This is a genomic window from Kocuria arenosa, assembly GCF_042879215.1.
GTDB lineage: Bacteria > Actinomycetota > Actinomycetes > Actinomycetales > Micrococcaceae > Kocuria > Kocuria arenosa.
Genome location: NZ_JBHZTA010000001.1, coordinates 692,204 through 713,439, shown reverse-complemented (window position 1 = coordinate 713,439; position 21,236 = coordinate 692,204). Strand labels below are relative to the sequence as shown.

The window sequence follows — 21,236 nt, the reverse complement described above, 5'->3', positions numbered from 1 at the left end:
TTTGGGGCAAGTGGGATCGATCTTAGCCCGGACCGGAGCCGGCCGCGTCCCGGGGGCGGTCCGCCGGGGCCGGGACCACGGTCTCAGCGGCCGTGACGCAGGACCGCGCGGACGTTCGCGGACAGCGCCGTGGGCGGCACGGGGCCGAGTCCCTCCAGCCGGGACGCGTAGCCGTGCACGGCCACGGCGAGGGCGGCCGCCACCGCGCGGCGGGCGTCCCCGCGGGCCCACTCCCCCGCGGCGGCGAACGCGTCGGGGTCCTCGGCGCACCCGGCGAGCGCCGTGCCCATGATCCCCGCGAGGGTGTCCCCGCTGCCGGCGGTCGCCAGCCACGGGCTCCCGTCGGCCTGGGAGAGCAGCGTCCCGTCGGGGGACGCGACCAGGGTGGTGGCGCCCTTGAGGACGACGACGGCGCCGGTCGCCTCCGCGGCCGCGCGCGCCCACCGGGCGGGCTCGGCCTCGATCGCCGCCCGGTCCGGGGCCTCTCCGCCGGCGCCGAGGGCGGCGAGCCAGGCGAGCACCTGCTCGAGCTCCCCGGCGTGCGGGGTGAGGACCTTCCCCGGGCCGAGGGCGCCGTCAGCGGCCGCCCGGGCCGCCGCGCCGAGCGCTCCGGCGTCGACGACGGCAGGGGTGCCGACCGCGAGCACGGCGCCGATCCGGGACTCCTGGGCGGCGTCGCCCACGGCGCCGGGGCCCACGACCCACGCCTGGACGTGGACGTCGTCGGGGTGGTCCTCGGAGGCGACCACCTCGGGGCTGGTCAGGCACACGAGGGAGCGGGTGGCCGCGTCGCCGAGGTGGCGGACCATGCCGGCGCCGGCGTCCACGGCGGCGCGGGTGCACATCAGCGCGGCCCCGGGGTAGGTCGGGGAGCCGGCCACGACGCCCACCACGCCCCGGGAGTACTTGTGGGAGGCCGCCCCCGGCCGCGGCCACAGCGCCGCGACGTCGCCGGGCTCCAGCCGACGCAGCGCGGGCGCGGGCAGGGCGTGCTCGATCCCCAGGGCCACGGTCCGCACCTCGCCGCACCAGCGGTCCCCCGGCGGCAGGAGGAGCCCGGCCTTGGCCCCGGCGAACGTGACGGTGACGTCCGCGGGCAGGACCGGTCCGGCCACCGCGCCCGTGTCCGCGCAGACGCCCGAGGGGACGTCGCACGCCACGACCGCGGGCCCCCCGCTCCCGGGCCACCGGTCCAGGACCGAGCGGACGAGCACGGCCGCCGGCCCGCGCAGCCCGCCCCGGGCGCCGGTGCCCAGCACGGCGTCGAGCACGAGGTCGGCGCGGAGCACGTGCTCGGCCGCCGGCCCGACGGCGGGACCGCCGTCCCCGGCGTGCAGCACCCGTCCCCCCGCGGCCTCGAGCGCCGCGGCGCCGTCGGGGTGCAGCCGGTCGCCGACCGCCACCGCGAGCACGGAGGCGCCGCGGCGCGCCAGCTCCGACCCCGCCCACAGCCCGTCCCCGCCGTTGTTGCCGGTCCCGGCGAGCACCACCACGCGCGCCCCGGAGACCCGGTCCCGGCGCTCGCGCAGGCGCTCCGCGCAGACCAGGGCCAGGCCGTGGGCGGCGCGCCGCATCAGCGCGGGACCCTCCCCCCGGTCGAGGAAGGGCGTCTCGGCGGCGCGCACCTGCGCGCCGGTCCAGGCGGTGATCACGCCGGCCCCCCGGCCCCGGTGCGCTCGGCGATGACCATGGCCATGGCGATCCCCCCGTCGTGCGTCATGGTGAGGTGCCACCGGTCGATGCCCTGCCGGCGCGCCTCCTCCGCCACCGTCCCCTCGGTGCACAGCTGCGGCGCCCCGGAGGGGTCCTTCTCGATCCAGCAGTGCTGCCAGATCATCCCGGGCGGGGCCTTGAGCGCCTTCGCCGCCGCCTCCTTGGCGGCGAAGCGCGCCGCGAGCGATCGCACGTGCAGGTCCCGCTCGAGCGGCGTGAACAGCCGGGCCACGAGGCCGGGGGTGCGGGCGATCTGCTCCTCGAAGCGGGCGATGTCCACCACGTCGATGCCGGTGCCGATGATCATGGTCCCCAGCCTAACGACCGCCGGCCCGCCGCCCGGGAGGATCCGGGGCGGCGGGCCGGCGGTGGGGCGGAGACGGACTACTCGACGGTGACGGACTTCGCGAGGTTGCGGGGCTGGTCGACGTCGTAGCCCTTCGCCGTGGCCAGCTCGCACGCGAAGATCTGCAGCGGGACGGTGGTCAGCAGCGGCTGGAGCAGCACCGGGGACTGCGGCACGCGGAAGATGTGGTTGGCGTAGTCGGCGACGGCCTCGTCCCCCTCCTCCGCGATGACGATGGTCACGGCCCCGCGGGCGCGGATCTCCTGGATGTTGGAGACCACCTTCGCGTGCAGCGAGTCCCGCCCGCGCGGGGAGGGGACGATGACGAACACCGGCTGGCCCTCCTCGATGAGGGCGATGGGCCCGTGCTTGAGCTCGCCGGCGGCGAAGCCCTCGGCGTGGATGTAGGCGATCTCCTTGAGCTTGAGCGCTCCTTCGAGGGCCACCGGGAAGCCGACGTGGCGGCCCAGGAAGAGCACCGAGGAGGCGTCCTTCATCGACTGCGCGAGCTCCTTGACCCCGGCCTGCGCGTCGATGACCTGCTGGATCTTCGCGGGCATGGCCTCGAGCTCGGCGAGGATCTGCCCGATCTCGTCCTTGTACTTGTTGCCGCGCAGCTGGGCCAGGTAGAGCCCCAGGAGGTAGGCGGCGGTGATCTGGGCCAGGAACGCCTTGGTCGAGGCGACGGCGATCTCGGGGCCGGCGTGGGTGTACAGCGCGGCGTCGGCCTCGCGCGGGATCGTGGAGCCGTTGGTGTTGCAGATCGCCACGACCTTGGCCCCCTGCTCCTGGGCGTGGCGGACCGCCATGAGGGTGTCCATGGTCTCGCCGGACTGGGACAGGGCGACGACCAGGGTCCGCTCGTTGACGATCGGGTCGCGGTAGCGGAACTCGTGGGCCAGCTCGACCTCGGTGGGGATCCGGCACCAGTGCTCGATCGCGTAGCGGGCGACCTGCCCCGCGTAGGCGGCCGTTCCGCAGGCGACGACGACGATCTTGTCCACGGCACGGAGCACCGCCTCGTCGATCTTGAGCTCGTCGAGGACCAGGTTCCCGTCCGGGTCGGTGCGGCCCATGAGGGTCTGCTCCACGGCGGCGGGCTGCTCGTTGATCTCCTTCTCCATGAAGGACGGGAAGCCGCCCTTCTCGGCGGCGGCGGCGTCCCACAGCACCCGGAAGGGCTTGCCGTCGGCGCGGTTGCCGTGGAAGTCGGTGATCTCGTAGTCGTCGGCCGTGATGGACACGACCTGGTCCTGGCCCAGCTCCACGGCGTCACGGGTGTAGTCGATGAAGCCGGAGACGTCGGAGCCGAGGAAGTTCTCGCCCTCGCCCAGGCCGAGCACCAGCGGGGAGTTGCGCCGGGCCGCGACCACGCGCCCGGGGTGGTCGACGTGCACGGCGAGGAGCGTGAACGCCCCCTCCAGCCGGCGGCACGCGACCTGCATGGCCGCCGTGAGGTCCTGGTCGCCGAGGTCGTTGTAGGTGTCGGCCAGGAGCACGGCGGCGACCTCGGTGTCGGTCTCCGAGCGGAACTCGTGGCCCTTCTCGACGAGCTCGCGCTTGATCTCGGCGAAGTTCTCGATGATGCCGTTGTGGATCACGGCGAGCCGGCCGCCGTCGACGACGTGCGGGTGGGCGTTGACGTCCGACGGTCCGCCGTGGGTGGCCCAGCGGGTGTGCCCGATGCCGGTGGTGGAGCGGGGCAGCGGGCTGTCGCGCAGCTCCTGCTCGAGGTTCAGCAGCTTGCCTGCCTTCTTGCGGAAGCCGACGGTGCCGTCCGAGACCACGGCCACGCCCGCGGAGTCGTAGCCGCGGTACTCGAGGCGCCGCAGGCCCTCGACGAGGACGTCCAGGGCGTCGTGCCCGGAGCCGGTGCCGCGCTCGTCCGTCCGCTGGGAGGAGGGGCCCACATATCCAACAATTCCACACATGCGCTTCACAGTACCGCATGGATCCTGCCCGTCCGGGCGTGCCGGACCCGGCGGGGCGGGCCGTGTTCCTGCCTCTTCTGGGGACACGAGCCGGCCCGCCTGTGGGCTCTTCCGTGGGCCCTCCGGTCAGCCCCGGCGGTCCCGGACGGCGTCCGCCACCAGCGCCTCGAGCGGCGGGAAGAGGGGGTGCTCGGCGCTCAGCCCCGTGATCTCCCGGACGGCGTCGGCCGGGGCCCGCGTGTCGAGGAGCTCGCTCAGCCGGACGGCCTCCGGGTCGTCGGCCGGGTCGAAGCGCAGGGCCGCCGCCATGGCGGCCTGCAGCCCGTCGGTGCCGAGGCCCCGCTCCGCCAGCTCTGCGGCCGGGCCCACGAACCGCTCGTGCCGGCCGAGCTTGCGCAGCGGGGCGCGGCCGACGCGCTCGACGGTGTCCGGGAGGTGCTCGTTGGCGAAGCGGTCGAGGATCTTCGCGACGTACCGGCCGTGCTCCTGCTCGTCGAAGCCGTGCTTGGCGACGAGCAGCGCCTGCGTCTCCGCGAGCGCCGCGGCGACACGTTCCCGGATCCCGGGGTCGGCGATCGCCTCCGCGATGCGGTGCCGGCCGGCGCGGTAGCCGAAGTACGCGCACGCGGCGTGGCCGGTGTTGACCGTGAACAGCTTCCGCTCGATGTAGGGCACGAGGTCGTCGACGTACGTCGCCCCGTCGATGGCGGGCTCGCTCCCCGCGAACGGGGTCCGGTCGATGACCCACTCGTGGAACTGCTCCACGACCACGTCGAGACCGCCGCCGTCCTGCTGGGGCACGATCCGGTCGACGGCCGTGTTGGCGAACACCGCCCGCCGGTCGAGGTCCCCGCCCGGGTAGTCGGCGCGGACCGCCTCGGCGAGCAGTTCCGTGGCGGACAGGGCGTTCTCGCACGCCATGACCGCCACAGGGTCGGCGCCGTCCGGACGCGCCGCGATGCCCCGGGCCACGAGCGGCGCCACGAACTTGAGGATGTGCGCGCCCACGGCCGTGGTGACCACGCCCGCCGAGGCGATCTCCGCGACGACGGCCTCCGGGTCGGACGCCGAGTTGACCGCCCGGTACCCCTCGACGACCGTGTCCCGGGACCCGGCGCCGACCTCGTGCACGGTGTAGCTGGGGGTCGTCGCCAGCGCGTCGATCAGCGGGGCCGCCACGTCGGCGAACACGACCTCGTAGCCCGAGCGGTGCATGAGCAGGCCGACGAAGCCCCGGCCGATGTTGCCCGCCCCGAAGTGCACGCACTTCATCAGTCGTTCACCTTCCCCAGCAGGTCGAGCACTTCGTCCGCGGTCCTCGCCTCGTCCAGCTGCCGCACCTTCGCCTTGTTGCCGAAGATCTTCGCGACCCGGGAGAGGATCGCGAGGTGCTCGTTGTCCTTGCCGGCGATGCCGATCACCCAGGTGACGGGCTTGCCGTTCCAGTCCAGGCCCTCCGGGTACTTCACGACCGACAGGGCCGAGGAGCGGATGCTGTCCTTGGCCTGGTTGGTGCCGTGCGGGATGGCGAGGCCGTTGCCCATGAAGGTGGACACCGACTCCTCGCGCTCGTGCATGGAGGCCACGTACTCGTCGGTCACGGCACCGGCCGCGACCAGCAGGCCGCCGGCCTCGTCGATGGCCTGCGCGGCGTTCTGCGCGCCGCCGTCCATCACGATCCGGTCCCTGGTGAGGATGGTGGCCCCGGAGGACCCTGCGCCCTCGTCCGCCGCGGTCACGGTGCCGCCGCCGGAGGGCTCGCCCACGGTGCCGGGCACGGATCCCGCCGCCCCACCGCTCGCCGCGCCCGCCGGGACGGCGGCCCCGTTGCGCTGCTGCACGGCCTCGACGATCTCGTCGTAGCGGGGACTGCCCATGAAGTTGTCCACGGTCACCACCGAGGCGCTGGGCACCTTGGGCCGGGCCCGGGTGGCCAGGTCCTGGTGGGTGACCACGATGTCGAAGTCGTCGGTGAGGTTGGCGATCGCCGCGTTGGTGACCTTCACGTCGCCGAAGCCGGCGGCCTTGACCTTGTTCCGCAGCACCGAGGCGCCCATCGCGGAGGAGCCCATGCCGGCGTCGCAGGCGAACACGATGCGCTGCACCGGCCCGCCCTCGGCCAGCTCGCGGGTGCTGTGCCCGCCGGTGTCGGCACCGCCGCTGGTGCCGACCATCGCGGAGGCCACGGAGGACTTCTTGCCCTTCATGGTCTCCATCCGGGTGGTGGCCTCCGTGAGGTCCCCCTCGCCCTTGTCCTTGGAGGCCTTGAGGATGATCGAGGCCACGAAGAAGGACACCGCGGTCGCGGCCGTCACCGCGATCGCGACGCCCACGTAGCTGTCGGTGGTGGCCTGGGCGAACACGGCGATGATCGAGCCCGGGGCGGCCGGGGCGCGCAGGCCGGCGTCGAACAGGGTCAGGGTGAAGATCCCCGTCATCCCGCCGGCGATCGCGGCCAGGATCAGCGCCGGCTTCATCAGCACGTACGGGAAGTAGATCTCGTGGATCCCGCCCACGAAGTGGATGAGCGCCGCGCCGGGGGCCGAGGCCCGCGCCGCGCCGCGACCGAACACCGTGTAGGCCAGCAGGATGCCCAGGCCGGGGCCGGGGTTGGCCTCGAGCAGGAACAGGACGGACTTGCCCTGCTCCAGGGCCTGGGCGGTGCCCAGCGGGGTGAGGATGCCGTGATTGATCGCGTTGTTGAGGAACAGCACCTTCGCCGGCTCGATCAGGATCGAGGTCAGCGGCAGCAGCCCCCGGGTCACCAGGAAGTCCACCGCCGAGGCGGCCGCGTTCGAGAAGGCCAGCACGGCCGGGCCCACCAGGAAGAACCCGAAGATCGCCATCGCCGCGGCCAGGATGCCGGCCGAGAAGTTGTTCACCAGCATCTCGAAGCCGGGCTTGATCTTCCCGTCCCAGAGTCCGTCGACCTTCTTCATCACCCACGCGGTCAGCGGGCCCATCAGCATCGCCCCGATGAACATCGGGATGTCGGTGCCCACGATCACCCCCATCGTGGCGATCGCCCCGACCACCCCGCCGCGCACGTCGTAGACCATCCGCCCGCCCGTGTAGGCGATCAGCAGCGGCAGCAGATAGGTGATCATCGGCCCCACGAGGCCCGTGTGCGGCTCGCCCTCGGCGTTCTCACCGAACCCGCCCAGCGGACCGAACGGGGTGAAACCCGCCTCGATGAAGAACGCGGTGATCAACCCCCACGCGATGAACGCCCCGATGTTGGGCATGATCATCCCGGACAGGAACGTGCCGAAGCGCTGGACGTGCGCGCGGGCGGCGGTCGACCGGCCGCCCGCCGGTGCTGTGGTCTCTGAGGTCGTTGCCGTCGCCATGGTGCTGTCCTGACTCTCGAACGAGGTGGGGCTCCTCCGGCGGGGCGCCTCGCGCGGGGCGACCGCGTGAGGCAGTTCACAGCCGATGCCGGATCGAGATTCAATCTACACCCGGGTACGACGCCTGTCTCCCGGACGCCGCGGGCGTCCGGGCGCGGTCTAGACTGTGGTCGATGACCGCATCTACGCTGAGCGAACGCGCCTCGCCCTTCGTGGAGCTCGACCGGCAGACCTGGTCGAGGCTCTCCCACGAGATCGACGTTCCCCTCACCTCTCGGGAGATCGAGAACCTGCGCGGCCTCGGCGACCGGCTCGACGTCGCGGAGGTCCGCGAGGTGTACCTCCCCATCTCGCGGCTGCTGACCCTCTACGACGAGTCCTCGAACCGGCTCAACGCCTCGACCAACGCGTTCCTCGGCGAGGAGCACGCCCGGACCCCCTTCGTGATCGGCATCGCCGGGTCCGTGGCCGCCGGCAAGTCCACCACGGCCCGGCTCCTGCGCGAGCTGCTGTCCCGGTGGCCGTCCACCCCCCACGTGCAGCTCATCACCACCGATGGGTTCCTGTACCCCAACGAGGAGCTGCAGCGCCGCGGGCTCATGGACCGCAAGGGCTTCCCGGAGTCCTACGACCGCCGCGCGCTGCTGCGCTTCGTCGCGAAGATCAAGTCGGGGGCCCCCGAGGTGCGGGCGCCCAAGTACTCGCACCACAGCTACGACATCCTGCCCGGCGAGGAGGTCGTGGTGACCCGTCCGGACGTGGTCATCATCGAGGGGCTCAACGTGCTGGCTCCCGCCAAGGTGGGGCCCGGGGACCGGGCCGCCCTCGCACTGAGCGACTTCTTCGACTTCTCCATCTACGTGGACGCCCGGCCCGCGGACATCGAGCGGTGGTACGTGGAGCGCTTCCAGGCCCTGCGCTACTCCGCCTTCGCCGACCCCGGGTCCTACTTCCACCGCTACGCCGACCTCTCCGACGAGGGGGCGGTGGCCACCGCCACCGGCATCTGGCGGCGGATCAACGAGCCGAACCTGATCGAGAACGTGCAGCCGACGCGCGGCCGCGCCCGGCTGATCCTCTCCAAGGACTCCGATCACTCGATCCGGCGCGTGCTGCTGCGCAAGAACTGATGGACGCCCCGCGCGCCGGCGCCCTCGTGCTCGCAGCCGCGGTGCTCGTGGCCGGGTGCGCGCCAGGTCCCGGGGCCGCTCCCCCGGTGCCGCCGGAGCCCTCCGTCACCACGTCCGCCGCCGCACCGGCGTCGGGCCCTGCGCCGGCGTCGGGTCCCGCGCCGGGTCCCGCGCCGTCGTCACCGGGTCCCGCCCGGGACCGGGAACCGCGCCGGGGCCTGGAACCGGTCGCGGACCTGGACGATCCCGCCTCGCTCGCCGTGGTGGTCAACAAGCAGCGGCCCCTGGACCCGGAGGACTGGGCCCCCGCGGCCCTCGAGGACGTCGAGGGCCACCTGCTGCGCCCCGAGGCGGCCGCCGCGGCGCGCGCGCTGCTGGCCGCGGCCCGGGCGGACGGCGTGCCGATCCGGATCGTGTCGGGCTACCGCTCCTTCGCCGAGCAGTCCGGCACGTACGCCGGGTGGGTCGCGCAGAAGGGCCGCGAGGGCGCCGACACGGTGTCCGCCCGGCCGGGCCACTCGGAGCACCAGACGGGCCTGGCGGTGGACGTCGGGGACGGCTCCGGGTGCGACCTGCGCGTGTGCTTCGACGGGACGGCCACCGCCGCCTGGGTGGCCGCGCACGGGCCGGAGCACGGCTTCGTGGTGCGCTACCCCTGGGGCGAGCACGGCACCACCGGCTACTGGTACGAGCCGTGGCACCTGCGCTACCTCGGCCCGGAGCGGGCCCGGGAGCTCGTCCGCTCGGGCGCCGCGACGCTCGAGGAGTTCTCCGGTCTGCCGCCGGCCCCGGACTACGGACCGCCCGCGCCCCGCTGACCGGCTCCGCGCCGGCGCACCCGATCCCGCCGCCGCGAACGCCGGAGGCCCGCGCCGAGGTTCTCGGTGCGGGCCTCCGGGGCCGGGCGGCAGAGCCGGCTCAGACCGTCAGGGACAGCTCGCGCTCCACCACGGAGGCGAGGAACTCCGTCTCGGCCCGGGCGATCTCCTCGGAGGCCGCCTCGACCATCACGCGGACCACGGGCTCGGTCCCCGAGGGACGCAGCAGCACGCGGCCCGTCTCGCCGAGGCGCTGCTCGACCTCCGCGACGGCCGCCTGCACGCCGGGGTTGGAGCCCACCGCGGCGCGGTCCACGCCGCGCACGTTGAGCAGCACCTGCGGCAGCCGGGTCATGACGCGGGCCAGCTCCGCGAGCGGCGCGCGGGTCTGGGCCACACGGGAGGCCAGCATCAGCCCGGTCAGCAGCCCGTCGCCGGTCGTGGCGTAGTCGGACATGATCACGTGGCCCGACTGCTCGCCGCCCAGGTTGTACCCGTGCTCGGTCATGGTCTCGAGGACGTAGCGGTCCCCCACGGCGGTCTCGCGCACGTCGATCCCCGCGTCGCGCAGGGCGAGCTTGAGGCCGAGGTTGCTCATCACGGTGGCCACGAGCGTGTCGTCGACGAGCCGGCCCGCGTCCTTGAGCGCGAGGGCGAGGATCGCCATGATCTGGTCCCCGTCCACCTCCCGGCCGGTGGCGTCCACGGCGAGGCAGCGGTCGGCGTCGCCGTCGTGGGCGATCCCGAGGTCGGCCCCGAGCTCGACGACGGCCCGCTGGAGGGGCACCAGGTGGGTCGAGCCGCAGCCGTCGTTGATGTTCAGGCCGTCGGGCTCCGCGCCGATGACGTGCACGTCGGCGCCCGCGCCGCGGAACGCGTCCGGCGAGACCCCGCTGGCGGCGCCGTTGGCGCAGTCCAGGACCACGCGCATCCCCTCGAGCCGGTGCGGGATGGCCCCCACCAGGTGCAGCACGTAGCGGTCCTCCGCGTCCGTGAGCAGGTGGATGCGCCCGACCCCGGCGCCGGTGGGGCGCCGGAAGTCGCCGGCCTCGAAGACCTGCTGGATCTCGTCCTCCACCCGGTCCGGCAGCTTCCGTCCGCCGTGGGCCAGGAACTTGATCCCGTTGTCGGGGGCAGGGTTGTGCGAGGCGGAGATCATCACGCCGAAGTCGGCGTCGAGGTCGGCCACCAGGTAGGCCAGCGCGGGGGTCGGCAGGACCCCGGCGTCGTGGACGTCCACGCCCGACCCGGCGAGGCCCGCGCTGACGGCGGCGCTGAGGAACTCCCCGCTGGCGCGCCCGTCGCGGGCGACGACCGCCGTGGGGCGCCGCCCCTCGCGTGCGCGGCCGTGGCCGAGCACGATCGCGGCGGCCTGGGCCAGGTCCAGGGTCATGTTGGCTGTGAGGAGGTCGTTCGCGAGCCCGCGCACGCCGTCCGTTCCGAATAATCTAGACATCGCCCCCATCCTACGTTCCCCGCGGCCCGGACGGCGGCAGGCGGGCCACAACGGACGGACCCCGCCCGACACCGGTGTGCACCGGGTCGGACGGGGTCCGTGACGCTGCGGGCGGGCCGGGAGGCCCTCCGATCAGCGCTTCGAGTACTGCGGGGCCTTGCGGGCCTTCTTGAGACCGGCCTTCTTGCGCTCGATGACGCGCGGGTCGCGGGTCAGGAAGCCGGCCTTCTTGAGGGTCGCGCGGTTGTTCTCGAGGTCGATCTCGTTCAGGGCGCGCGCCACGCCGTGGCGCAGGGCACCGGCCTGGCCGGAGGGGCCACCGCCGTGGATGCGGGCGATGACGTCGTAGGCGCCCTCGAGCTCCAGCACCTTGAAGGGGTCGTTGACCTCCTGCTGGTGCAGCTTGTTCGGGAAGTAGTTCTCCAGGGTGCGGCCGTTGACGGTCCACTGGCCGGAGCCGGGGACGACGCGCACGCGGGCCACGGCCTCCTTGCGGCGGCCGACGGCCTGCCCGGAGACGGTGAGGGCCGGGCGCTCGGCGGCGACCTCGGTCTCCTCGGCGGGGGAGGACTCGGAGGTGTAGCTGCTCAGCTGCTCCTCGCCGTCCACGATGTTCTGCTCTTCAGTATTCTGAGCCACGATTTTCCTCGCTAGTTTCTGTCGTAGGCCCGGTTACTGGGCGACCTGGGTGAACTCGAAGGTCTGCGGCTGCTGGGCACCGTGGGGGTGCTCCGGGCCGGCGTAGACCTTGAGCTTGGACATCTGCTGGGCGGCCAGCTTGTTCTTCGGGAGCATGCCACGGATGGCCTTCTCCACGGCGCGGACCGGGTGCTTCTCCAGCAGCTCGGCGTAGGAGCTGGACTTGAGCCCGCCCGGGTAGCCGGAGTGGCGGTAGGCCCGCTTCTTCTCGAGCTTGGAGCCGGTCAGGGCCACCTTCTCGGCGTTGATGATGATGACGAAATCACCGGCGTCCACGTGGGGAGCAAAGGTCGGCTTGTGCTTTCCGCGCAGCAGCGTTGCGGTCTGGCTGGCAAGGCGACCCAGGACGACGTCGGTGGCATCGATGACGTGCCACTGGCGCTGGATGTCACCGGGCTTCGGGGTGTACGTACGCACGTTAGTTTGCCTTCGTTCGGGTTATCTCGGTGGCGCTAGTTGGGATCACGCCGTTTCTCGGTGTGCCGTCCGGGGCTCGGGTGAGGGCCGAGCTGCATCCGGTGCCCGAGACCCCGGTGCACCGGACCGCCAGGCGTCCTGCAACGGGACAGCGGATCCGGGTACACGTGAACCGAGGCGGGACACGCACAACAGCAACCAACGGTACCGGATGGAGCGGCCAAAGACCACTCGGGCCATACACCCGGAGGGTGCGGCGGTCAATCTCCCCGCGGCCGGCCGGGACCGTCGGCGGCTCGGGGCGCGTCGTGCCGGGGCTCCCGCGAAGCGTCGCGGAGACCGCCGCCGATCGGGGCGCGCCGCGCCCGGGTGCGCTCGGCCCGATCCCCCAGGGCGGAGTCCCCGGGGTAGCGGACCTCCTCGAGCACGAGGGCGTGCGGCGGGGCCAGCAGCGCCTTGGCGTCCCGGACCCGCTCCGCGAGCCGGCGGCCGAGCCAGTCGGGGTCCTCGCGGCCCGCGCCCACCCGGGCGGCCGCGCCCACGACCGAGCGGACCATGTGGTGGCAGAAGGCGTCCGCCTCGATGCCCAGCCGCACGAGGCCGTCCCGGTCCCGCTCGACGGACACGTCCAGGACCTCCCGCACCGTGGTGGCGCCCTCCCGCGGGCGGCAGAAGGACAGGAAGTCGTGCAGGCCCACGAGCTCCTGCGCCGCCCGGGCCATCACCGGGACGTCGAGCACGTCCTTCGACCACCACGTCAGGTGCCGGGTCAGCGGGTCCCGGCCCGCCGCGCCGTCGTCGATCCGGTAGCTGTAGCGGCGCGAGACGGCGGAGAAGCGGGCGTCGAAGCCGGCGGGGGCGGCGCCCGCGCGGCGGACGACCACCGCGCCCGGGCACTCCGGCAGGCCCTGCTCGCGGCGGCCGCGGCCCAGGACGTGCGCCAGCGCCCCCGTGAGGCGGCGTTCGAGCGCGCGCGCCGGGTCCTCCTCCCGGCCGCGGGCGAGACCGGCCCACTCCTCCGGCGCCAGGTCCAGGTGCGCCACCTGGCCGCGGGCGTGCACACCGGTGTCCGTCCGGCCGGCCACCGCGACCCGCACGTCCCGGCGGACCAGCACGGCGAGGGCGTCCTCCAGGGCCCCCTGCACGGTGGGCAGGCCCGGCTGGCGGGCCCACCCGGCGAACGGCGCGCCGTCGTAGGCCAGGTCGATCCGCACGCGCACGGGGGACTCGGACGGGCTCATGGTCAGCTCCTGGGAGGGGTGGTCGGGAGGTCGGCGGGCACGACGACGCCGCCGGGGACCAGGTCCCCGGCGGCGTCGTCGTGTCTGTCCGTGAGACGTCCGGTCAGCGCAGCTTCTGCGCGGCGGCGCCACCGGCCGGCTGGAAGCCGGCGGCCTCGGCGTTGGCCGGCGAGTCGAACCAGATCTCGGCGGTGGTCCCCGCGTACCAGCGCGAGCCGGGCACGTGGTACTTCATCGAGTTCTTGTTGCCCTTGACCTCGAAGCCCTCGGGGGCCTCACCGGACTCGAGCGGGGCGCGCGAGCCGGGGAACTCCGCGTCGGAGTGCTCGGCGGCGACCTCGGCGGCCTGCTCGGAGCCGACCTCGGGGGCCTGCTCCTCGGCGGGGATCTCCTCGGTGGCGACCTCACCGGCGGTGGAGTCCGCCGGGGTGTCGACCGGGGCCGCGGGGGCCGGGGCGGCCTTCTCGGTGGCGCGCTCGGCCTCGGCCACGGTGGCCTTGGTCGCGACGGGCTCCATCACGAGCTCGATGACGGCCATGGGGGCGTTGTCGCCCTTGCGGTTGCCGATCTTCGTGATGCGGGTGTAGCCGCCGTTGCGGTCCTCCATCGCCGAGGCGATGGTCGTGAACAGCTCGTGCACCACGGACTTGTCGGTCAGCTGCGCCAGCACGCGACGGCGGGCGGCCAGGTCACCGCGCTTGGCGAAGGTGATCAGGCGCTCGGCGTAGGGACGCATCCGCTTCGCCTTCGTCACGGTGGTGGTGATGCGCTTGTGCTCGAACAGCTGCTGGGACAGGTTCGCCAGCATCAGGCGCTCGTGCGCGGGTCCGCCTCCGAGGCGGGGTCCCTTGGTGGGAGTAGGCATGGTTGTTGATCTCCTGGAAGTGTGTCCCGGCCCGGGCGGGCACCCGTCGGGACGTCAGCGGGAAGGACTAGTGGTCGTCGTCGTCGAACGGGTTCTCGTCGTCGATCGCGGCGGCGCGAGCGGCGAGGTCGAAACCGGGGGGCGAGTCCTTGAGGGACAGCCCGAGGTCGACGAGCTTGGCCTTGACCTCGTCGATCGACTTGGCGCCGAAGTTGCGGATGTCCATCAGGTCCGCCTCGGAACGGCCCACGAGCTCACCCACGGTGTGGATGCCCTCGCGCTTGAGGCAGTTGTAGGACCGCACGGTGAGCTCGAGGTCCTCGATGGGCAGCGCCATGTCGGCGGCCATCGCGGCGTCCGTCGGGGAGGGCCCGATCTCGATGCCCTCGGCGGCCGTGTTGAGCTCACGGGCGAGGCCGAACAGCTCGACCAGTGTGGTGCCGGCGGAGGCCACGGCGTCACGCGGGGTGATGGCCTCCTTGGTCTCCACGTCCAGGACCAGCTTGTCGAAGTCGGTGCGCTGCTCCACGCGGGTGGCCTCCACGCGGAAGGTCACCTTCAGGACGGGCGAGTAGATCGAGTCGACCGGGATGCGGCCGATCTCCGCGTCCCCGGCCTTGTTCTGGGCGGCGGAGACGTACCCGCGCCCGCGCTCGATGGTCAGCTCGAGCTCGAGCTGGCCCTTCGCGTTGAGGGTCGCGATGTGCAGGTCCGGGTTGTGGATCTCCACACCGGCCGGGGCCGTGATGTCGGCGGCGGTGACGACGCCGGGGCCCTGCTTGCGCAGGTAGGCGACGACGGGCTCGTCCTGCTCCGAGGAGACGGCGAGCTTCTTGATGTTGAGAATGACCTCGGAGACGTCCTCCTTCACGCCCTCCACGGTGGAGAACTCGTGGAGCACCCCGTCGAGCCGGATGCTGGTCACGGCGGCACCGGGGATCGAGGACAGGAGGGTGCGGCGGAGGGAGTTGCCGAGGGTGTAGCCGAAGCCGGGCTCGAGCGGTTCGATCACGAAGCGGGACCGGTTGTCGGCCACGACCTCTTCAGAGAGGGTGGGGCGCTGTGCGATGAGCACTGATGTTTCCTTTCAGCGGGCATCCGCTATATGACGCGCGCAAATGGTGGAAAACAGTTGAGGGGTGCGGACCGGTGCCCGGCCCGCTGTCGGCACGCGCACCGGGACCCCGCGGGGTCCCGGTGGGCGTGCTCGCATCAGACGCGGCGGCGCTTCGGCGGGCGGCAACCGTTGTGCGCGCTCGGGGTGACGTCCGAGATGGAGCCGACCTCGAGGCCGGTGGCCTGCAGGGAGCGGATGGCGGTCTCGCGCCCGGAGCCGGGGCCCTTGACGAACACGTCGACCTTGCGCATGCCGTGCTCCTGCGCGCGCTTCGCGGCGGCCTCGGCGGCCATCTGGGCCGCGAAGGGGGTGGACTTGCGAGAGCCCTTGAAACCCATCTCGCCGGCGGACGACCAGGAGAGGACGGCGCCGGAGGGGTCGGTGATGGTGACGATGGTGTTGTTGAACGTCGACTTGATGTGGGCCTGGCCCTGGGTGACGTTCTTCTTGTCCTTGCGGCGGGGCTTGCGGGCAGCCGCTGCGCGAGTCTTCGGGGGCATGGAGATCTCCTACAAAGTTCGGGAAGAGTGGTGGTGGGCCGCTCGGGGGACCGTGGGGTCCTGGCGCGCGAGCGGCAGCGGGCTACTTCTTCTTGCCGGCGACCGTGCGCTTCGGACCCTTGCGGGTGCGGGCGTTGGTCTTGGTGCGCTGACCGTGCACGGGCAGGCCGCGGCGGTGCCGGATGCCCTGGTAGCTGCCGATCTCGACCTTGCGGCGGATGTCGGCGGCCACCTCGCGGCGGAGGTCACCCTCAACCTTGTAGTTGCCTTCGATGTAGTCGCGCAGCTCCACGAGCTGGGCATCGGTGAGTTCGCGCACGCGCAGGTCGCCCGAGATGCCGGTGGCGTCCAGGGTGGCCAGCGCGCGGGTGCGACCCACGCCGTAGATGTAGGTGAGCGCAATTTCCAGCCGCTTTTCGCGGGGGAGGTCGACGCCTGCGAGACGAGCCATATCGGCGGTTCTCCTTGTGTTCCAGAGGTCTGGAGCATCGCTGCCCGGTCGGTGACGTCATGTCGTTCCGCCGGTCCCCGGCCTCTGTGCCGGGGGCACCCGCCTGGATCTCTCCGGTCGGGAGCGGTGCCCTTGTGGATCCACTTGCGTGGGGTGGTCGAGGCTGGTCAGCCCTGACGCTGTTTGTGGCGCGGGTTCTCGCAGATCACCATGACCCGCCCGTTGCGGCGGATCACCTTGCACTTGTCGCAGATCGGCTTCACGCTCGGTTGGACCTTCATCGCATTCCTTCGCGTCGTTCTCTCGAGTGGTGTGCGGCCCGGACGGCCGCCGGTCCTACTTGTAGCGGTAGACGATACGACCGCGGGTGAGGTCGTACGGGCTCAGCTCCACCACCACGCGGTCCTCGGGGAGGATCCGGATGTAGTGCTGGCGCATCTTCCCGGAGATGTGGGCGAGGACCAGGTGACCGTTGTTCAGCTCAACGCGGAACATCGCGTTGGGCAGAGCCTCGACCACAGTGCCTTCGATCTCGATGACTCCGTCTTTCTTGGCCATATCCTCCGCTAACTTCAGGTGCCCGCCGCCGGGGCGGCGAGCAGGGTTTCGGGTGTACGTCGTCGTTAAACGCCGCAGCGGACCCGTACGCGTGCACCATCACCGTTCGTGGTGCACGGTGAGGGTCGGCGTGGTCCGATGTGTGCGGAATCGCTGGAGCACAGACAACCAACAGGACACTCTACGGGATCGGGGGCGCCCCCCGCAACGCGGGAGGCGCCCATGGGGCGCGGGGACGGGTCCGGCGGACCGGGGACGACGGCGCTCAGACGGTCGCGGCGAGCTGCCCGCAGGCCCCGTCGATGTCGGAGCCGCGGGTGTCCCGCACGGTGGTGGGGATGCCGTGGGCCCGCAGCCGCTCCACGAAGTTCTGCTCCACGCCGGGCCGCGACGCGGTCCACTTGGAGCCCGGGGTCGGGTTGAGCGGGATGGGGTTCACGTGCACCCAGCCCCCGCCGCGGGCGTTGAGCTTCTCCCCGAGGAGGTCGGCCCGCCACCCGTGGTCGTTGATGTCGCGGATCAGGGCGTACTCGATCGAGACCCGCCGGCCGGTGGCCTGGTAGTAGTCGTAGGCGGCGTCGAGGGCCTCGTCGACCTTCCAGCGGGTGTTGATCGGGATGAGCTCGTCCCGCAGCTCGTCGTCCGGGGCGTGCAGGGACAGCGCCAGCGTGACCGGGAGTCCCTCCTGCGTGAACTTCCGGATGCCGGGCACGAGGCCCACCGTGGACATGGTGATCCCGCGGGCCGACATGCCGAGGCCCTCCGGCGAGGGGTCGATGAGGCGGTGGATCGCGCCGATCGACGCCTTGTAGTTGGCGAGGGCCTCCCCCATGCCCATGAACACGATGTTGGAGATGCGCAGCGGCTCCTGCTCGGCCCTGCCGACCCGGCCGCCGCGGAGCATCCGCGCGCCCTGCACGACCTGCTCGACCATCTCCGCGGTGGAGAGGTTGCGGGTCAGGCCCGCCTGGCCGGTCGCGCAGAAGGGGCAGTTCATCCCGCAGCCGGCCTGGGAGGAGATGCACATGGTCACCCGGTTGGTGTAGCGCATGAGCACGGACTCCACGGTGGCCCCGTCGAAGCACCGGTGGACGTTCTTGACGGTGTCCCCCTGGTCGGCCTCGAGGCTGCGCACGGTCGTCAGCAGCGGCGGCAGGGCCTGGGACACGAGCTCCTCCCGGCCTGCCGCGGGCAGGTCGGTCATGTCCTCCGGCGCGGTGGCGAACCGGTCGAAGTAGTGCCGGGAGAGCTGTCCCGCCCGGAACGGCTGGTGCCCCAGCTCGGCGAGGAACTCCCGGCGGCCGGCCATGTCGAAGTCGGCGAGGTGGCGCGGAGGCTTGCCGCGCCGCGGGGCGGCGAAGGTCAGCTGACCGGGTCGCGGCTTCACGGTGAGCTCGACGGGCGTCCTGGTGGTGGTGCTCTGCTGCGGCTGCTGGGCCACGGTGTTCTCCTCGCGGTCGCGCGGGTCCGGGGTGACGGAGGGCCGGTTCACGGCAGGTCCTCCGGGATGGGGACGGGGCGCACGCCGAGGGACTCGAGCTCCGAAGCCCCGCCGTCCTCGGCCGTGAGCACCCAGACGCCGTCGGCGTGCAGGGCCACGGAGTGCTCCCACTGGCTGGAGCGGGCCCCGTCGGTGGTGACCACGGTCCACTCGTCGTCGAGCACGCGGGTGCCGATCCCGCCGCGCACGAGCATCGGTTCGATGGCCAGCGCCATCCCGGGGCGCAGGCGGGGCCCGCGGTCGGTGCTGCGGAAGTTCAGGACGTCGGGGGCCATGTGCATCTTGGAGCCGATGCCGTGGCCCACGTACTCCTCGAGGATGCCGAAGCGGTGCCCGGAGACCTTCCGCACGTAGTCCTCCACGGCCGCGCCGATGTCGCCGACGTGCGTGCCGGTGGCCGCCGCCGCGATGCCGTGCCACATGGCGTTGCGCGTGACGTCGGAGAGCTCCGCGTCCGAGGGGTCGGGGCGGCCCAGGAGCACGGTGCGCGCCGAGTCCCCGTGCCAGCCCTCGACGATCGCCCCGCCGTCCACGGAGAGGATGTCCCCCTCCTGCAGCACCTGCTCCCCCGGGATGCCGTGGACCACCACGTCGTTGACGGACACGCACACCGCGGCGGGATAGCCGAAGTAGCCGAGAAAGTTGGAGCTCGCCCCGTGCTCGTCGAGGACGGAGCGGAAGACGTCGTCGAGGGACGCGGTGGTCGCCCCGGGGACGGCGGCCGCCACGGCGGCGTCGAGGGCGCGCGAGGTCACCACCCCGGCGCGCTGCATGGAGCGCAGCTGGGCGTTGGTCTTGTACTCGATCCGGCGGCGGCCGAACATGCGGTCTTCCTTCCGAGCCGCTCCCCCGGTCGGGGAGCTCGCGGCTGTCGTGGGTTAAACGTGAGACCCCCGGGGATGTCCGGGGGTGTCACGGCGTTCGTGGAGCGGGGCGGTGCGTCAGGACAGCGCCGTCATGATCCGCTGGGAGACCTCGTCGACGCTCCCGAGACCGTCGACCTCGCGGACGATGCCGCGCCGGTCGTAGACGTCGACGACCACGGCGGTCTCCGCGTCGTACACGTCGAGGCGGTGCCGGATGACCGCCTCCGTGTCGTCGGTGCGCCCCTCCTTCTGGGCCCGCCCGAGGAGCCGCTGGACGAGCTCGTCGCGGTCGGCGGTCAGCTTCAGCACGGCGTCGAGCTCCTGGTCCAGCTCGGCGAGGATGGCGTCCAGCTCGTCCACCTGCGCGGCGTTGCGCGGGTAGCCGTCCAGCAGGAAGCCGTCGGCGGTGTCCGTCTCGGCGAGGCGGTCGCGGACCATCCGGTTGGTCACCGAGTCCGGGACGAGGTCGCCGGCGTCGATGTAGCTCTTGGCCTCCTGCCCCAGGGGGGTCTGGCCCTTGATGTTGGCCCGGAAGATGTCCCCGGTGGAGATTGCGGGGATGCCGAGCCGCTCCGAGATGCGCACGGCCTGCGTGCCCTTGCCTGCGCCAGGGGGGCCGATGATGAGCATGCGGGTCATGAAGTCTCCTTGCGGTCGGTGGTGGCTGCGGTCCCAGTCTACCGGGACGCCCCCGGCGCCCCCGCGAGGGGGCGGCGGGGACGGGGGTCAGCGCAGCAGGCCCTCGTAGTTGCGCTGCTGCAGCTGCGCCTCGATCTGCTTCACCGTGTCCAGGCCCACGCCCACCATGATCAGCAGCGACGGCCCGCCGAAGGGGAAGTTCTGGTTCGCGTCGATGAGCACGAGCGCCACGAGCGGGATCATCGACACGATGCCCAGGTAGAGGGCGCCCGGGAACGTGATCCGGCTGAGCACGTACGCGAGGTACTTCTCCGTGGGCCGGCCCGCGCGGATCCCCGGTATGAAGCCGCCGTAGCGCTTCATGTTGTTGGAGACCTCCTCCGGGTTGAAGGTGATTGACACGTAGAAGTACGTGAAGAACACGATCATCAGGAAGTACATCGCCATGTAGACGGGGTGGTCGCCGGTGATGAGGTAGGTGTTGATCCAGTTGACCCAGCCGGGGATGTCCGTCCCGTCGTCCGGCATGCCGAACTGGGCGAGCATCCCGGGGAGCATCAGCATCGAGGACGCGAAGATGATGGGGATGACCCCGGCCATGTTGACCTTGAGCGGGATGTAGGTGGTGGTCCCGCCGATCGTGCGCCGGCCCACCATCCGCTTGGCGTACTGCACGGGCACGCGGCGCTGGGACTGCTCCACGAAGACCACGCAGGTGATCACCACGAGACCCACGGCGAGGACCGAGAGGAACACGCCCCAGCCCCGGGTGCGGAGGATCTCGCCCAGCGCGGAGGGGAAGGTCGCGGCGATGGAGGTGAAGATGAGCAGCGACATGCCGTTGCCCACGCCCTTTTCCGTGATCCGCTCCCCCAGCCACATGATGATCGCCGTGCCGGCGGTCATCGTGATGATGATGATCAGCACCGTCAGCCAGGTGTCGTCCGGGATGATCGGCAGGGGGCAGTCCCCCAGCAGCGCGCCGGACCGGGCGAGCGAGACCACCGTGGTGGCGTTGAGCAGCGCGAGGCCGATGGTGAGGTAGCGGGTGTACTGGGTCAGCTGCGTCTGCCCCTGCGCGCCCTCCTCGTGCAGCTCCTGGAAGCGCGGGATGACCACGCGCAGCAGCTGCACGATGATGCTCGCGGTGATGTAGGGCATGACGCCCAGGGCGAAGACCGACAGCTGCAGCAGGGCGCCGCCGCTGAAGAGGTTCACCATGTCGTACACGCCGCCCGTGGTGGTCCCCAGGGCGAGGCACTGCTGCACGTTGCCGTAGTCGACGCCCGGCGCCGGAATGAACGTGCCCAGGCGGTAGAGCACGATGAGGGCGAGGGTGAACCCCAGCTTGCGTCGCAGGTCGGGGGTTCGCAACGCCCGTCCGAAAGCGCTGAGCACATGTCCTCCTAGAGACTGGGTCCGACCGGCATCCGGTGGCGGGGAGTGTGGTGGTGCGGGGGCTCGGTCCGGGGTCCGCGCACCCGGGGGGCGCGGACGACTCCGGCAAGTCTAACGAACGCGTCGGCCCCGGGACTCACCCGGGGCGCGCGCCGACGGGGCGGGTTCGTGCCCGCCGACGGATCAGGCCCCGCCCACGCTGGCGTGGACGGGGCCTGATCCAGGGGTGCCGCGGGGCCG

At 72.4% G+C, this 21,236-nt stretch carries 21 protein-coding genes; 2 read left to right on the top strand and 19 right to left on the bottom strand.

Going from position 1 to position 21,236, the window contains the following annotated elements; genetic code table 11:
* Positions 1–83: 83 nt before the first annotated feature.
* From ACFYE3_RS03355 to ACFYE3_RS03335, 5 genes are all read right to left on the bottom strand, one after another.
* Positions 84–1,652 carry an NAD(P)H-hydrate epimerase gene (locus ACFYE3_RS03355; RefSeq protein WP_387605030.1) on the bottom strand — a complete coding sequence of 523 codons (1,569 nt, stop codon included), beginning with the start codon at positions 1,650–1,652 and terminating at the stop codon, positions 84–86.
* On the bottom strand, positions 1,649–2,020 hold the full coding sequence (locus ACFYE3_RS03350) for a holo-ACP synthase (protein ID WP_387605031.1): 372 nt from the start codon (positions 2,018–2,020) through the stop codon (positions 1,649–1,651). The genes ACFYE3_RS03355 and ACFYE3_RS03350 overlap by 4 nt, the downstream gene beginning before the upstream one ends.
* A gap of 77 nt (positions 2,021–2,097) precedes the next feature.
* On the bottom strand, positions 2,098–3,990 hold the full coding sequence (glmS, locus tag ACFYE3_RS03345; RefSeq protein WP_387605032.1) for a glutamine--fructose-6-phosphate transaminase (isomerizing): 1,893 nt from the start codon (positions 3,988–3,990) through the stop codon (positions 2,098–2,100).
* Positions 3,991–4,116: 126 nt separating this feature from the next.
* Positions 4,117–5,262 (bottom strand): mannitol-1-phosphate 5-dehydrogenase, encoded by a 1,146-nt coding sequence (locus tag ACFYE3_RS03340; RefSeq protein ID WP_387605033.1) that lies wholly within the window; start codon positions 5,260–5,262, stop codon positions 4,117–4,119.
* Positions 5,262–7,340: a PTS mannitol transporter subunit IICBA gene (locus ACFYE3_RS03335; protein WP_387605034.1), complete on the bottom strand. Its 2,079-nt coding sequence runs from the start codon at positions 7,338–7,340 to the stop codon at positions 5,262–5,264. The genes ACFYE3_RS03340 and ACFYE3_RS03335 overlap by 1 nt, the downstream gene beginning before the upstream one ends.
* Positions 7,341–7,513: 173 nt before the next feature.
* Here ACFYE3_RS03335 and coaA point away from each other — a divergent pair, with 173 nt between their 5' ends.
* Positions 7,514–8,470, top strand: a complete 957-nt coding sequence (gene coaA / locus ACFYE3_RS03330; RefSeq protein ID WP_368830397.1) for a type I pantothenate kinase — start codon at positions 7,514–7,516, stop codon at positions 8,468–8,470.
* Positions 8,470–9,288 carry a M15 family metallopeptidase gene (locus ACFYE3_RS03325; protein ID WP_387605035.1) on the top strand — a complete coding sequence of 273 codons (819 nt, stop codon included), beginning with the start codon at positions 8,470–8,472 and terminating at the stop codon, positions 9,286–9,288. The genes coaA and ACFYE3_RS03325 overlap by 1 nt, the downstream gene beginning before the upstream one ends.
* 100 nt (positions 9,289–9,388) lie before the next feature.
* Here ACFYE3_RS03325 and glmM read toward each other — a convergent pair whose 3' ends face one another.
* The 14 genes from glmM to secY form a co-directional block, all read right to left on the bottom strand.
* The gene (gene glmM / locus ACFYE3_RS03320; protein ID WP_387605036.1) at positions 9,389–10,744 is read right to left on the bottom strand and encodes a phosphoglucosamine mutase; all 1,356 of its coding nucleotides are present in this window, start codon (positions 10,742–10,744) and stop codon (positions 9,389–9,391) included.
* A 132-nt stretch (positions 10,745–10,876) separates the two neighbouring features.
* Complete coding sequence (gene rpsI, locus ACFYE3_RS03315) at positions 10,877–11,383, bottom strand: 30S ribosomal protein S9 (protein ID WP_368820390.1); 507 nt, start codon at positions 11,381–11,383, stop codon at positions 10,877–10,879.
* A gap of 33 nt (positions 11,384–11,416) precedes the next feature.
* Positions 11,417–11,860 carry a 50S ribosomal protein L13 gene (gene rplM, locus ACFYE3_RS03310; protein ID WP_017833326.1) on the bottom strand — a complete coding sequence of 148 codons (444 nt, stop codon included), beginning with the start codon at positions 11,858–11,860 and terminating at the stop codon, positions 11,417–11,419.
* Between the two features lie 260 nt (positions 11,861–12,120).
* Positions 12,121–13,101, bottom strand: coding sequence for a tRNA pseudouridine synthase A (locus ACFYE3_RS03305; protein ID WP_387605037.1), 981 nt, complete (start codon positions 13,099–13,101; stop codon positions 12,121–12,123).
* A gap of 103 nt (positions 13,102–13,204) precedes the next feature.
* Complete coding sequence (rplQ, locus tag ACFYE3_RS03300; protein WP_368820392.1) at positions 13,205–13,966, bottom strand: 50S ribosomal protein L17, sunset domain variant; 762 nt, start codon at positions 13,964–13,966, stop codon at positions 13,205–13,207.
* Positions 13,967–14,033: 67 nt separating this feature from the next.
* On the bottom strand, positions 14,034–15,041 hold the full coding sequence (locus tag ACFYE3_RS03295; RefSeq protein ID WP_017833323.1) for a DNA-directed RNA polymerase subunit alpha: 1,008 nt from the start codon (positions 15,039–15,041) through the stop codon (positions 14,034–14,036).
* Between the two features lie 137 nt (positions 15,042–15,178).
* Positions 15,179–15,583 carry a 30S ribosomal protein S11 gene (rpsK, locus tag ACFYE3_RS03290; RefSeq protein WP_017833322.1) on the bottom strand — a complete coding sequence of 135 codons (405 nt, stop codon included), beginning with the start codon at positions 15,581–15,583 and terminating at the stop codon, positions 15,179–15,181.
* An 82-nt stretch (positions 15,584–15,665) separates the two neighbouring features.
* Positions 15,666–16,034 (bottom strand): 30S ribosomal protein S13, encoded by a 369-nt coding sequence (gene rpsM, locus ACFYE3_RS03285; RefSeq protein WP_368820394.1) that lies wholly within the window; start codon positions 16,032–16,034, stop codon positions 15,666–15,668.
* 167 nt (positions 16,035–16,201) lie between these two features.
* The gene (gene rpmJ, locus ACFYE3_RS03280) at positions 16,202–16,315 is read right to left on the bottom strand and encodes a 50S ribosomal protein L36 (RefSeq protein WP_017833320.1); all 114 of its coding nucleotides are present in this window, start codon (positions 16,313–16,315) and stop codon (positions 16,202–16,204) included.
* Between the two features lie 55 nt (positions 16,316–16,370).
* Positions 16,371–16,592 carry a translation initiation factor IF-1 gene (gene infA / locus ACFYE3_RS03275; RefSeq protein WP_017833319.1) on the bottom strand — a complete coding sequence of 74 codons (222 nt, stop codon included), beginning with the start codon at positions 16,590–16,592 and terminating at the stop codon, positions 16,371–16,373.
* Between the two features lie 265 nt (positions 16,593–16,857).
* Positions 16,858–18,033 carry a 23S rRNA (adenine(2503)-C(2))-methyltransferase RlmN gene (gene rlmN, locus ACFYE3_RS03270; RefSeq protein WP_387606003.1) on the bottom strand — a complete coding sequence of 392 codons (1,176 nt, stop codon included), beginning with the start codon at positions 18,031–18,033 and terminating at the stop codon, positions 16,858–16,860.
* A 47-nt stretch (positions 18,034–18,080) separates the two neighbouring features.
* Positions 18,081–18,917 (bottom strand): type I methionyl aminopeptidase, encoded by an 837-nt coding sequence (gene map / locus ACFYE3_RS03265; protein ID WP_387605038.1) that lies wholly within the window; start codon positions 18,915–18,917, stop codon positions 18,081–18,083.
* 117 nt (positions 18,918–19,034) lie between these two features.
* Positions 19,035–19,598, bottom strand: a complete 564-nt coding sequence (locus ACFYE3_RS03260) for an adenylate kinase (protein ID WP_387605039.1) — start codon at positions 19,596–19,598, stop codon at positions 19,035–19,037.
* Positions 19,599–19,685: 87 nt separating this feature from the next.
* Positions 19,686–20,996 (bottom strand): preprotein translocase subunit SecY, encoded by a 1,311-nt coding sequence (secY, locus tag ACFYE3_RS03255; protein ID WP_368820397.1) that lies wholly within the window; start codon positions 20,994–20,996, stop codon positions 19,686–19,688.
* Positions 20,997–21,236 lie beyond the last annotated feature (240 nt).

Excerpts from the sequence above, each read along its gene's own strand:
- ACFYE3_RS03350 (WP_387605031.1), bottom strand. The coding sequence starts at position 2,020 with ATGATCATCGGCACCGGCATCGACGTGGTGGACATCGCCCGCTTCGAG.
- map (WP_387605038.1), bottom strand. The coding sequence starts at position 18,917 with ATGTTCGGCCGCCGCCGGATCGAGTACAAGACCAACGCCCAGCTGCGC.
- rplQ (WP_368820392.1), bottom strand. The coding sequence starts at position 13,966 with ATGCCTACTCCCACCAAGGGACCCCGCCTCGGAGGCGGACCCGCGCAC.
- ACFYE3_RS03340 (WP_387605033.1), bottom strand. The coding sequence starts at position 5,262 with ATGAAGTGCGTGCACTTCGGGGCGGGCAACATCGGCCGGGGCTTCGTC.
- rpsK (WP_017833322.1), bottom strand. The coding sequence starts at position 15,583 with ATGCCCCCGAAGACTCGCGCAGCGGCTGCCCGCAAGCCCCGCCGCAAG.
- glmM (WP_387605036.1), bottom strand. The coding sequence starts at position 10,744 with ATGTCTAGATTATTCGGAACGGACGGCGTGCGCGGGCTCGCGAACGAC.
- ACFYE3_RS03305 (WP_387605037.1), bottom strand. The coding sequence starts at position 13,101 with ATGAGCCCGTCCGAGTCCCCCGTGCGCGTGCGGATCGACCTGGCCTAC.
- glmS (WP_387605032.1), bottom strand. The coding sequence starts at position 3,990 with ATGTGTGGAATTGTTGGATATGTGGGCCCCTCCTCCCAGCGGACGGAC.
- coaA (WP_368830397.1), top strand. The coding sequence starts at position 7,514 with ATGACCGCATCTACGCTGAGCGAACGCGCCTCGCCCTTCGTGGAGCTC.
- ACFYE3_RS03325 (WP_387605035.1), top strand. The coding sequence starts at position 8,470 with ATGGACGCCCCGCGCGCCGGCGCCCTCGTGCTCGCAGCCGCGGTGCTC.
- ACFYE3_RS03335 (WP_387605034.1), bottom strand. The coding sequence starts at position 7,340 with ATGGCGACGGCAACGACCTCAGAGACCACAGCACCGGCGGGCGGCCGG.
- infA (WP_017833319.1), bottom strand. The coding sequence starts at position 16,592 with ATGGCCAAGAAAGACGGAGTCATCGAGATCGAAGGCACTGTGGTCGAG.
- rpsM (WP_368820394.1), bottom strand. The coding sequence starts at position 16,034 with ATGGCTCGTCTCGCAGGCGTCGACCTCCCCCGCGAAAAGCGGCTGGAA.
- ACFYE3_RS03260 (WP_387605039.1), bottom strand. The coding sequence starts at position 19,598 with ATGACCCGCATGCTCATCATCGGCCCCCCTGGCGCAGGCAAGGGCACG.
- rpmJ (WP_017833320.1), bottom strand. The coding sequence starts at position 16,315 with ATGAAGGTCCAACCGAGCGTGAAGCCGATCTGCGACAAGTGCAAGGTG.